The organism is Acinetobacter sp. LUNF3 (assembly GCF_022699605.1).
Lineage (GTDB): Bacteria > Pseudomonadota > Gammaproteobacteria > Pseudomonadales > Moraxellaceae > Acinetobacter > Acinetobacter johnsonii.
In genome coordinates, this window is record NZ_CP093968.1 from 1663356 (window position 1) to 1675223 (window position 11868).

An 11868-nucleotide genomic window follows, 5' to 3' on the forward strand; every position below is an offset into this window, starting at 1 on the left:
CAGCTAAATGAGCATCGAAAACCTGAAAAGTAGCAGTTGTAAAACCTAAGGTACGGAAAGGTTTTGATATACTTGCTTTATCTAAAAAATACATACATTTATCTGCTCGGAAACATTATGCACATTAAAAATCAAGTTGTACTGGTCACAGGTGGCGCACGCGGTTTAGGTCTTGCGATTACACACGCCTTAATCAATGAAGGTGCTCGTGTAGTCGTGAACTATTTGAACAGCCAAGCAGCAGCACAAACCTTAGCTCAGCAGTATCCCGAACAGGTTTTTATCTACCAAGCTGATGTTACAGACAATGCTCAAGTCAAAAGTATGTTTGACACAAGCTTTCAGCATTTTGGACAGCATATCAACGCCGTGATTAATAATGCGCTGATTCAGTTCGAGTTTAATGGCGAGGCCCGCCCAAAAGTTCATGAGCTCCGCTGGGAAACTATGCAACAACAATTTGAGGGTGCAGTTAAAGCCGCTTTGAATACTACCCAAGCAGCGCTTGAAGGTATGAAACAAGGTCAGTTTGGGCGCATTGTAAACATCGGAACCAATTTGGTGCAGAACCCTGTGGTGCCTTATCATGACTACACCACGGCGAAGGCTGCACTGTTGGCATTTACCCGTACCTCAGCGCATGAACTTGGTCAATACGGCATTAATATCAATATGCTCTCTGGCGGTTTACTACAAACCACCGATGCCAGCAAAAGTACACCCAATGAAGTTTTTGATTACATCGCGAGTGCAACACCACTGCGTCGTGTAGTTACACCTGAGGAATTTGCCTCAGCCATTTTAATGTTCTTATCGCCATATTCTTGTGCTGTGACAGGTCAAAACTTGATTGTCGATGGTGGTTTAGTCAAAGGCTAATTGGCTTTAATCCTTACACTTTAAGTAAGCATGATTAAACAATCCATTTTTAAAATTCTCGAAGCTTCATCGATTTGACGCTTTGTTTTAGGTTCAAGTCTTCTTCAGAATCTGCCCACCCTAGCAAGGAATACAGTACGATGCTTTCTTTCCCCATTCGGCACCGACTGGCTGGCTTTTACTTTTTTTATTATTCCATTGTGGGCACGTTCATGCCGTTTTGGAGCCTGTATCTCGAAGATCAAGGCTTTAACTACAGTGAAATCGGTATCCTTTCCTCAATTGCGATCATTACCCGTTTTTTTGCTCCTTTTATTTGGGGCTGGATTGCAGATAAATCAGGGAAACGGATGCTCTTGGTCAGAGTTGCAACGTGGATGGAAGCCTGTATTTGGTTCATGATTTTTATCATTCCAAACTCCTTTCAGGCGATCGCCCTGCTCATGCTGATCTTTAGCTTCTTCCAAAACGCCATTCTGGCTCAGTTTGAAGGCGTAACTCTATTTTGGCTCGCGGAACAACGCAGTGCTTTATATGGAAAAGTTCGAAAATGGGGCTCGGTCGGTTTTATTGTCGGGGTTTTTGGTATCGGAGCCTTATTAGAGATTTTACCCATCTCTATGCTGCCAGTTTTATTGCTGTGTATTTCTTTTTTGGCCTTTATTTGGTCATTTAGCATCAAAGAACCGACCACTGCACCCAATTCACAAGGGCAGCTCGAACCATTATTACCTATTTTAAAAAAACCCGTTGTAGCGGCATTTTTCGGTATCGAGTTTATTCTGCTTTTTTCTCATGCGCCCTTTTATAGTTTTTATAGCAACTTCTTAAAACAAGCCAGTTACTCAACCACAGAAATTGGCTTTTTGTGGGCTGTCGGTGTCATGGCCGAAATTATTATGTTTGCCATTGCTCACATTTTTTTCAAACGTTTTTCATGGCGACTCATGGTATCTATTTGTCTGATCCTCACGGCGCTACGCTGGTTTATGGTCGGTTCTTTTCCACAAATCTTTGCGATCCAATTCTTCGCACAAACCATTCATGCCTTTAGCTTTGGTTTATTTCATCTCATCGCCATGCGTATCATTTTCCAAAACTTTAGTTTAGGACAACAAGGACGCGGTCAAGCCTTATATAGCACTATGTGGGGACTGGGTGTAGCGTCTGGAAGTATTCTTGCAGGACATTATTGGCACAGCCTGTCAGGCGAACATATTTTTATTCTGGCAGGTTGTGCTGTGCTACTGGGCTTGGGTTTTGTTCAGTACTTACCCAAAGAGGTTCAAGCTTAAAAAGCCCTCTTCTGATCTGTACGCATAAACTACAACAATTTAATTAATCAGCTTTCTAAACCTTGATTTCACTATATTTATGAAACCATGGCTGGGCTTGTTCAAGCTGACTAGCCAACTGTAAGAGCAGATCTTCACGGGCAAAAGGTGCAATAAACTGCGAACCAAGCGGAAGATTGTCAGCATTCCAATACAAAGGTACAGACATCGCGGGTAAGCCTGTGATGTTGGCTAACTGAGTAAAAGGCACCCAACGCAAATTATCTTTCACAATTTTATCGACCAATTTTCCTTGTGCCAGCAAATGTGCTTTGCCGACTTTTAGTAAACTTTTTAAAATTGGTTCTTGCCATGATGGAGTAGAAATTTGCCCATTTTTAGGCGCGACTGAAGCTGTAGCAGGAGTCAGATAAAGATCATAATGATCAAAGAATTGGTTCATTTTGGTGACATACACGCCCCAATTATTCAGGTTATGAATATATTCTAACGCTGTCGTTTTCGCACCAAAGGCAGCCAAAGCTAAAGAATCCAGTTCAAAATCTCCTGCTGTAGTCGGAACCTGTTGCTTGATCTGCTCTAACATATAAGAAAATTGACTAAACCACGTCGTGATAAAGTCTCTGGCCAAGGACATGCCATCTATCTCAGGTTGTGCTTCAACCACTGTATGCCCTAAAGACTCCAACAAATGTGCAGTATGCTGTACAGCATCAATTGCATCTTTAGACACTGGGGTTCCGATAGGCGATTGAGTACTAAATGCAATTTTAAGTTTTTTTACAGGCTGCTGTAGACAGGCCAAATAGCTTTGGCTGGGCAGTTCAATTTTAAACAACGAGCTATGCTCTGCACCCTGCGTTGCATCTAACATCGCGGCACTGTCTCTTACACTTTTACTCAATACATGCTGTATCGCGGCGCCATGCATTGCCTCACTCATATCTGGGCCCCACGGCGTACGTCCACGACTCGGCTTTAAACCAAATAAACCGCAATACGATGCTGGAATTCGAATCGACCCGCCGCCGTCACCCGCACCCGCAATCGGAACAATCCCTGCGGCCACTGCAGAAGCGGAACCACCCGATGAGCCACCACTGTTATGTTTTAAATTCCAAGGATTATGACAGGCTCCCCAAGCATCTGATTCCGTAATGCCTTTGATTCCAAACTCAGGAGTATTGGTACGGCCAAAGGTTAAAATGCCTGTGTTTTCCCAACGGTTTACAATTTCTGCATTATGTTCTGCAATATGGCGCGTACGTTTAAATGCTTGACAGCCATAAGATGTTGGATAACCTGCATATTCTTGAAATAAATCTTTTACTAAAAATGGCACACCTGCAAATGGACCAGACAAGGCATTTTGTGCTCTGTTCTTGGCATAATCATGCATAGGAATAATAATCGCATTTAAAGCAGGATTGGTTTGCTGGCTACGCTCAATTGCAATTTGTAATAATTCAGCGGGATGGATTTGTTTTTGTGCAACCAACTCAGCTAAACCCAGCCCATCATAACGAAGGTATTCAGAAAAATTCATTTTTATCCAAGTATCTATAGTTTTTATTGTTTTATACTTTTACTAAATTTTAACCTATGAGGCAAGTTGTACTTGATTGCGTCCTAAAGTTTTGGCTTGGTATAACGCCCGATCAGCGCGATTTAACAAGCTCTGTAGGCTATTTTTCGTTGGTAGAACTTGGTGCACCACACCAAGACTAACCGTCATACTCAAAACCGCATGCGCCACTTGCGTTTTTGAAGTGGCGACAGCGCGACAGATACGTTCTGCAATGATTTGTGATTCAATTTCAGTGGTATTATTTAACACCACCACAAATTCTTCACCGCCCATACGTGCAAATAAATCCTGCTCACGTAAATTACTTTTTACCGTCGTGGCAAAGCTTTGTAGCAATACATCACCAATATAGTGACCATATTGATCGTTCATTTTCTTAAAGTGATCAATATCCAGCACAATGATACTCATCGACTTAACCAGATTTTTCTTCAATAAGTTTTCAGTTTGAGTGAAGAAAAAACGGCGATTTCCCACATGAGTTAAGGGATCGTGGTTGGCTAGATAGAGCACTTCTTTATATAGATCATGACGATTACGACTCACAATACATAAAAGCAAAGGTGCAATCATCAACATGCACAGCCCTATACGCACCGAAATAGAAGTGGCCAAGAAGTTATCTGCTGTACGTGAAATATAATAAGTCGTTAAACTATGATACGTCACAAAACAAACCAAACTGTTAATGATACTCACATAAAATAAGTTGTAACTTAAAGCCGCCCAAATCAGCCCTGCTAAAGGGAAAAGTAAGGCACCAGGACCAAAGAACAGATGTGTACATGCCACAGAAATTAAAACTGAGAGTAAGGGTAAAACATCGACAAACAAGGTGTCTGGCATATACGGAACGACCGCAATGACAAATATCGCGCTGGAAAAGCACCCAAGAAAAGCACAAACCAAGAAAAGATAAAGAAAATTTAAGCCTTTGTTATATGCACGATAGTCAATTTGTAAATAATGGATAAAAAATAACGAAACGCCTACTGTCATAAAATTGGCAATTGTTAAAGCCAACGTCAGCTCAAGATGATTCCCTGTGACTAAGTCTGCCGACATATAACCAATAAATGCGCCCAACCAGCCACCAACATTTCTGAGTGGCTTAAACCTTAAAAATAAGCCGATCAGTACTGCATTAGCTGGCCAAAAATAAGCGAAATATGCAATCGGTCGAGTAAATATCCCAAGCAAGCAGCAAACAAAAATCACCGCAGCAACAATCAAACATGCTCGGCCATGCTGTTTAAAATTCAACGATACTTCTGTGAGCTTAACTGCGTACAAAATATTCCCTCATTTTTACATGAGTTATGATTAAACATCATGTTTTCTACTGTCCATTTGCTTGCAAAGGATGCATTGATGAAAACCATCACAGATTGACAATATTTACTAAATAAACTCTATCGATTGTTCGTTATGGTTTCAATATGATTTTTTGATTTATATCCTGAATCTAGATATTTACGATTAAATGCTGATATCACTCTCACCCATAAAAAAAGCCTCCACATCGGGAGGCTTTTATCATCTTTGGACTTATTTTGCTTCAGACGCTGCCGCGGGTGCTGATGCACCTGCTTCTTCAGACTCTAAAGGTGCAGCATCAATCATCTCTGGACTAACTTCAATATTGGTTACTGGTGTCTCAGTTGCTGAACTTTCCACTGGCGTTTGTTCAGTCTCTTGTTTTTTGTCACTACACGCAGCAAGCGACAGCATCGTTGCAGAAGCTAAAACCACCAAAGCCATTTTCATGTTAATCATTATGCACCTTCACATTAGTCATCAATTACTTGAAACCATACTACTTATTTTTGCTCAAGTTTAAAGTATTCGTTTGTGAGCAATCTTTTGAAATTAAGGCAGAATTATAACATCATTGCACAAAAATGATAAAACAAGCTCGAAGCAAGCTTGTTTTATCTATCCAAGAATGCACTCGAATTAAACAGGATACGCTGTCGCGACTTCCTGACTAATCATTGCTGCGGTTGCCGCAGATAGCGTCCAACCTAAGTGCCCATGCCCTGTATTAAAGAACACACGTTCTAGCTTTCCACGGCGAACTACAGGCATCATATTCGGCATCATAGGGCGAAGACCTGCCCAAGGCACCGCATGCTCTGTCGAGACTTTAAAGTTGCGGTTGGTCCAGTCTACAAGTGGTTGAATCCGATCTGCACGGATATCACGGTTATAGCCATTAAACTCAGCAGTGCCCGCAACACGGAAACGATCTTTACCTAAACGTGAAGTTACAATCTTCGCGCTTTCATCCAGCAAGCTCACCCACGGTGCATTTTGCTGGCTTTCTTCGTCATTTAACATCACGGTAATCGAATATCCCTTTACAGGATAAACATTGACGCGTTCTTGAACCAATTCAGCCAGTTGATAGCTACCCACCCCAGCACACACCACAACAGCATCGGCAGCCAACATTTCCACTTCATTTGGAAGCAGTTCAACATTCTCTGAACTTGGCTGTAACTTCACTTCAACACCTGAAGTTAAGTGTTCGATATCTGTCACATCCATACCAAAACGATACTTCACACCTAACTTTTTGGTAACTTCAGCCAACCCTGTGGTGTACTTATGAATATCACCCGTCGCATCGCCTTCACAATAAAATCCAGCATAATAGTCACCGGTCAATGTCGGCTCAATTTGCTTAATTTCTTCATTGCTCACGCCGCAACGTTCAAGACCACCTTTATTGAGTAAATCATTGACTCGAATGGCAACGTCATAATCTTGTTTATTATGATAAAAATGCAAAATTCCACGTTTTTCTAAATTGAAGTCGATTGACTCTTTATCCGCAATTTCGAACAAGCGTTGTCGAGCCAATAAAGCCAAACGTACTGTTTCGTGGGTATTAGCCTCGTAATGTTTAATATTGCCCAGAAATTCCATCAGCCATGCATATTTATGCACACTAAAAGATGGATTCAGCAACAGTGGCGCAGATTTTTGAGACATCCATTTCATGCCTTTCAGCACCGTCGATTTTTGGTTCCAAACTTCAGCATTGCATGCAGACAGTTGTCCACCATTTGCAAAAGAAGTTTCCATCGCAGGAAATAAATGACGATCAACAACGGTGACTTGATAACCCAGTTGACTTAATTCATACGCAGTTGTGACGCCTGTAATTCCAGCACCAATGACAACGACATGACACATAGACACCTCCTTTTTATTGTTTGATGTCAACCCCATCTGTCATGTGTACCTGAGAGCTTCGACCTAAAACATCCCTTGACGTTTTAAACCATCCCCTTCGGTGAGTGATTGAACACTTCTCTCCAGAGTTTTTTCATTATTACAGTCCTTTTGCCTGAGAGTTTCCGGGGTCGTTGCTCCTTCGGCGAATGCAGAACATTTCTCTCCTGCAATAATGCTTATTATTCTATGAGCAATTTATATACCATGTAATGATCCGATTGGAAACTGCTCTTAAAGTATTATCTTTTATTTATTTTTATGAAGCACAACCTTAGCTTAGGACAAACGTTACACTATACTGGCTTACATGACTATCTTTTTGCTTCAAAAGAGGACACGTACTGTCGGACATTAGCGCTATCCTAAGGTCATCTAAACATCTTTGAGCATGGGTACGGTCTATACTCTTCGGATGTTTCATTTTATTTTTACTCAACCTTAAAAGAATGAATGAGTTGTTCTGCATTTTGATAAATTTCTTGCCAATGTGGCAGTAACTCACTGTGAAAGCTTATAGTGATATAACTCGTATTAAACCCATAAATGGGTTGATGTGCATTAAGTTCACAACTTGTTGCACCAGTCTTAAAATAAAGACACTTAATGGTTAGGCTTACCCCTTTACCTTTACGCTCCTGCCAATACACCTTTTTTCCAACACCATCATCACTTTTTACGTCTATTTCGTAGAGTCCCAAATCTGAGTTAAATATTTTTGTTTCATCTATCCATACTTCACTCACCTCTTCTCCACCAGAAGACATTCCTTTCCTTAAATATTGTTTTAAAAGTAAAAACTCATTAAAAAAGTCTTTACTTCCCCACTCCTCTTTCCAAACTGAGCGTTGGTTTAATGCGATTGTGATATCATTTTTATACTCAGAACCTAGTCTAAAGCCTTCACTCGACGTTGTCATTTCAGGCCATTTCACTTTCAAAGCAATACTTTGAATTTGATCATCACAACCTTTGGCCTCGTGTTCTTCTTTGATATTTTTCCCCCAGTAATTAACACCTTGATAGGTCACTCTGCCAAAAAGTAAATACTGCTTATCAATAAGCATGTGCCGATCACCAAATTTTCCACAAGCATATAAGCGCGCTTTGACTTTTTCAGGGTCATGCATACTGTCATAGCCGTATATCAACAATGAAATAACCAAAACTGTGAGTAATGATAAAAATATAATGGTGCCTCGTCTTACTGTGCTTATTTTTTTATTCATATCCCCCTTCCTTTTTTCTTTTAAAAAATCAACTCTCTAAATTTTCTTACTCAGTAAGACCAAATGAAGATTCATCAACATTTAGCCTACATTGGCACTTAATAGGTAAGATGCCGTTTTCTGAGTATAGTCAAACTACTTTATTATCCATACAGGATTCGAGAAAAACTCAAAATAATTCATCGACTGATTTGTATTGGTTTTATAATGATTTGACTATATCGTGATAACCATAACGTGCATAATATGCCAACAGCTCTTTTTTACATTTAAGATTAGCTTTCATACGTAAATAAAAAAAGTCAGACCGAAGTCTGACTTTAATATGTATTCTCTTAAATATAAAGAGAATTTTCTAGTATTCAATCGGTGCAAATGGTGCAACGACGTCTGCATTTTGAGCACGATGACGCAGAAAGTGATCCATTAAAACAATCGCAAGCATTGCTTCTGCAATCGGAGCCGCACGCACACCCACACAAGGGTCATGACGACCTTTGGTTAATACATCAGTATCTTCACGATTAATATTGATCGTTTTACCTGGTGTGGTAATAGATGCTGTTGGTTTCAACGCAATGGCCACACGAATAGTTTGACCACTCGAAATACCACCCAAGATGCCACCTGCATGGTTCGCAAGGAAGCCATCAGTCGTTAACTCATCACGGCTCTCATGTCCAAACTGACCAGCAACGGCAAAACCATCACCAATCTCAACCCCTTTGACCGCGTTAATCGACATCATAGCATGGGCAATATCAGCATCTAGACGGTCAAAGACAGGCTCGCCCCAACCGACAGGTACTTTTTCAGCCAAAATTTCAAGCTTTGCGCCGCAACTGGTACCTTGTTCACGAAGTGAAGTCACCAGTGCTTCAAAACGCGGTACGGCATCGACATCGCCACAGAAAAATGGATTATTAGGTACTTCATTCCAATCCAATTTTTCCGCAACTTCAGTTCCAATTTGGGTCACATGACCACGAATTAAAATACCAAACTTTTCAGCCAAGTATTTTTTCGCAATTGCACCCGCAGCCACACGCATAGCCGTTTCACGCGCACTTGAACGACCACCGCCACGGTAATCACGGAAACCGTACTTTTGTGTATAAGTATAGTCTGCATGTCCCGGGCGGAAGCTTTGTGCAATGTTACCGTAGTCTTTGGATTTTTGATCGGTGTTACGGATCAATAAACCAATTGGTGTGCCTGTTGTTTTACCTTCAAACACACCTGAAATGATTTCAACTTCATCAGGTTCTTTGCGCTGCGTCGCAAATTTAGAGGTGCCCGGCTTACGACGGTCTAAATCTTTTTGTAAATCTTCTGCTGTAAGCTCAAGGCCCGGTGGAACACCATCCACAATCGCCATTAAGCCTACACCATGAGATTCACCACAAGTCGTTACACGGAAGAGTTGCCCTATACTATTACCTGCCATGTCTAACGACTCCTTTTATGCTTGAACAGATTGAATGAATAAATCACGGAATTGACGGCATTGAGCCGCAGTCAATGCAAAGATTCCTGTACCGCCTTTTTGGAACTGTAACCAGTAAAAATCAACAGTATTAAAGTTTTGGCGCATTGCCCATTCAGAATTACCCACTTCAATCACGATGAGACCGTCTTCAGTTAAGTAATCTGGCGCTTGAGCTAACATTTTACGAACCAAATCTAAGCCATCTTGACCTGCTGCCAGAGCCAATTCTGGTTCATGGTGGAATTCTTCAGGTAAATCTGCCATGTCTTCAGCGTCCACATAAGGTGGGTTCGACACGATAAGATCATATTGATTTTCAGCAGGAATTTTGGAGAACAGGTCAGACTCAAGTAAAGCCACTTGATACTGTTTGTCGTGGTGTTCCGAGTTAATTTGAGCCACTTCTAAAGCTTCTTTAGAAATATCTGTTGCATCTACTTCGGCATCTGGGTACGCATAAGCTAAAGCAATCGCGATACAACCTGAGCCCGTACACATATCTAAAATACGTTGTGGCGTTTTTGGATTCGGGTTTTCTGGCAAGTTATTGACTGCTTCACCCATTTGGCCATTTTCACCTAAGCAATAAGGTGCAAAACGGTTTTGAATCAATTCTGCAATCGGTGAACGTGGAATCAGTACGCGTTCGTCGACATAATATGGTTTGCCATCAAAATATGCCAAATTAAGCAAATATGAAGTCGGTACTTTTTCATTAATACGACGTTCTAATAAGCTTAAAACTTCTGTCTTTTCGCTTGGTAGTAGCTTCGACTCTAAGATTTCAGCATCCGCATTCCAATCTAAAGATAAAGTTTGTAACACCAAAGCTGAACTTTCAGCAAAATAGTCTTCTGTACCTTGACCTAAATGTGCATCGTATTGACGTAATGCTGTCACTCCAAAACGGATAAAATCACGAATTGTGCTTAAGTTTTCAGCGGCTTCCTGTATATGTTCAGGGCTAATAGTCGGGCGATCCACTAAAGGCGTCTCCAAGGTCATAATAAAAACGCCTTATGATACCCTGTTTTTCTATGATTTATAATGTTTTGATGCACAACAAACACATTTTCATACGCTTTGCTCTTATTTGCTGATAGGGCCTGTACGTGCTTCGTACATATCTGCACGGGTTTGTGTCATTTGCATCAGACATGAAATACGCTGTAATTCAGTCTTTTCATTTTTCACGATAGGTTTGTTATTACAAATCTGATCACGCTGCGCCAGCCATTGCTGATGAGACTGTTTAACCAATCCTTGCTCATCTACAGGAGCCTTCGCCAAATACGGCTTAAATACTTTCTTTAAGCGTTTCTTTTGTGCTTTATATTCTTTACTCATACATGCATCAATTTCACTCAACACATTGCCAGTTTGCTTCATGCATGCTTCATATTTTTTAGTTGGGCCCATTGCATAGGCTGAACCACTGAACAATCCCACAACAAGCAATGCACTAAATATTTGTTTCAATTCCTTTCCCCAAAGCAAATTTTCTTCATTCATTTTTTAATCTAGTCATTCACAACATCTACGTGCTGCAGCGCTTTAATATAACATCCTATTTTGTATGAACATACTAGCCCTCTATAAAATTTCCACCACACAGCTTTTTACATGAACTCACAGGCTTTGCATTGAAACCTGATCAAACAGCCTTATTATAAAGTGAGTTCTTCTGCCAATATTCTCCAAACTTATGAGTTATAAACACAACAACTTAATGGCGATGCGTGAACGCTATTGGAATGACACCGAAAACAATCATGTCGACACTGAAAAAGCTTTTTTTCAGCAGCTGTTACAGCAGCAAGGGATCTATGAATGTGCAACCATTGAAGATGCTCGATACTTCTTTTTTAGCCTACCGAGCATCATCATTGTTAAAGGTTATGCACATGGATTTATGCACCAACCGGTACAAGAAATGATCCTCCAACACATACAAATGCATAAAGATGAATTGATTCAGAAAAATACGCTTAAAGTAAAATTTCGCATGTAACAATCCCGATTAGGCTTTATTTAGATGGTTGCTTAACACTTATGGCCTTTTTTAACTCGAGATTCAGCAAGTTGAACTTTTTTAATACGTGAATACACGATATTATCCGTTACAATCTAAAATGCTGCCCTTGCTGA

The 11868-nt window shown here is 40.6% G+C and carries 11 protein-coding genes and 1 riboswitch; of the genes, 3 read left to right on the plus strand and 8 right to left on the minus strand.

Annotated features, from left to right (window positions below):
* Positions 1 to 117: 117 nt before the first annotated feature.
* Positions 118 to 879 carry a 3-oxoacyl-ACP reductase gene (locus MN200_RS08130; RefSeq protein WP_039889589.1) on the plus strand — a complete coding sequence of 254 codons (762 nt, stop codon included), beginning with the start codon at positions 118 to 120 and terminating at the stop codon, positions 877 to 879.
* A gap of 140 nt (positions 880 to 1019) precedes the next feature.
* On the plus strand, positions 1020 to 2174 hold the full coding sequence (locus tag MN200_RS08135; RefSeq protein WP_242759143.1) for an MFS transporter: 1155 nt from the start codon (positions 1020 to 1022) through the stop codon (positions 2172 to 2174).
* Positions 2175 to 2229: 55 nt separating this feature from the next.
* On the opposite strand, the gene MN200_RS08140 is transcribed toward MN200_RS08135, so the two are convergent.
* From MN200_RS08140 to MN200_RS08175, 8 genes are all read right to left on the minus strand, one after another.
* Positions 2230 to 3720, minus strand: coding sequence for an amidase family protein (locus tag MN200_RS08140; protein ID WP_058869645.1), 1491 nt, complete (start codon positions 3718 to 3720; stop codon positions 2230 to 2232).
* Between the two features lie 54 nt (positions 3721 to 3774).
* The gene (locus MN200_RS08145; protein ID WP_058869646.1) at positions 3775 to 5055 is read right to left on the minus strand and encodes a GGDEF domain-containing protein; all 1281 of its coding nucleotides are present in this window, start codon (positions 5053 to 5055) and stop codon (positions 3775 to 3777) included.
* A 255-nt stretch (positions 5056 to 5310) separates the two neighbouring features.
* On the minus strand, positions 5311 to 5538 hold the full coding sequence (locus MN200_RS08150) for a hypothetical protein (protein WP_058869647.1): 228 nt from the start codon (positions 5536 to 5538) through the stop codon (positions 5311 to 5313).
* Positions 5539 to 5718: 180 nt separating this feature from the next.
* Complete coding sequence (locus tag MN200_RS08155) at positions 5719 to 6963, minus strand: D-amino acid dehydrogenase (protein WP_058869648.1); 1245 nt, start codon at positions 6961 to 6963, stop codon at positions 5719 to 5721.
* Between the two features lie 132 nt (positions 6964 to 7095).
* Positions 7096 to 7182: riboswitch (glycine riboswitch) on the minus strand.
* A 251-nt stretch (positions 7183 to 7433) separates the two neighbouring features.
* On the minus strand, positions 7434 to 8231 hold the full coding sequence (locus MN200_RS08160) for a hypothetical protein (protein ID WP_242759146.1): 798 nt from the start codon (positions 8229 to 8231) through the stop codon (positions 7434 to 7436).
* 355 nt (positions 8232 to 8586) lie between these two features.
* The gene (aroC, locus tag MN200_RS08165; protein WP_242759148.1) at positions 8587 to 9678 is read right to left on the minus strand and encodes a chorismate synthase; all 1092 of its coding nucleotides are present in this window, start codon (positions 9676 to 9678) and stop codon (positions 8587 to 8589) included.
* Positions 9679 to 9693: 15 nt separating this feature from the next.
* The gene (gene prmB / locus MN200_RS08170) at positions 9694 to 10704 is read right to left on the minus strand and encodes a 50S ribosomal protein L3 N(5)-glutamine methyltransferase (protein ID WP_010326759.1); all 1011 of its coding nucleotides are present in this window, start codon (positions 10702 to 10704) and stop codon (positions 9694 to 9696) included.
* 105 nt (positions 10705 to 10809) lie between these two features.
* Complete coding sequence (locus MN200_RS08175) at positions 10810 to 11199, minus strand: lysozyme inhibitor LprI family protein (RefSeq protein ID WP_242759149.1); 390 nt, start codon at positions 11197 to 11199, stop codon at positions 10810 to 10812.
* Positions 11200 to 11425: 226 nt separating this feature from the next.
* On the opposite strand from MN200_RS08175, the gene MN200_RS08180 reads away from it, so the two are divergent.
* Positions 11426 to 11731 carry a hypothetical protein gene (locus MN200_RS08180; protein WP_029575032.1) on the plus strand — a complete coding sequence of 102 codons (306 nt, stop codon included), beginning with the start codon at positions 11426 to 11428 and terminating at the stop codon, positions 11729 to 11731.
* The last annotated feature ends 137 nt before the right edge of the window (positions 11732 to 11868 follow it).